The organism is Rhizobium sp. SVR5-9E (assembly GCF_056755095.1).
Genome location: NZ_JBNDHS010000285.1, coordinates 1 through 356, shown reverse-complemented (window position 1 = coordinate 356; position 356 = coordinate 1). Strand labels below are relative to the sequence as shown.

At 57.0% G+C, this 356-nt stretch carries 1 protein-coding gene; it reads left to right on the top strand.

Annotated features, from left to right (window positions below; genetic code table 11):
* Window positions 1-192, top strand: a 192-nt coding sequence (locus ACPYOJ_RS34815) for a Rap1a/Tai family immunity protein (RefSeq protein WP_481420298.1), incomplete at its 5' end; no start/stop codon positions are given.
* Window positions 193-356 lie beyond the last annotated feature (164 nt).

Below are 356 nucleotides of genomic sequence, written 5' to 3'. Positions count from 1 at the left end.
GGCTACGTTAGTGGGGTCACTGACATGACCGGGTTCCTACGGGATCCCGTCTGTTTACCTGATAGCGTCACTATGGGCGAGATCAATGACGCAGTCTGCAAGTGGATTGACGACAACCCGAAGGAGCGAGACCGTAAAGGCGCGCAGGTGACCCTGATGGCGCTAAGGGATGCTTGGCCATGCCGTCCCTAAACATTTCGGGATGTCTGGATCCTGATAGCGATCGCCGCGGCCCTGACGCTCCTTCTTGCCTGGCTGTTCGGCGTCGTCGGCTGAAACCGCCGAAGCGGAACATTAGCAGCATCTTGATCGTTTTAACGTTTGGGATCGCGTGGCGAGGCTTAATGTTTTGCCCC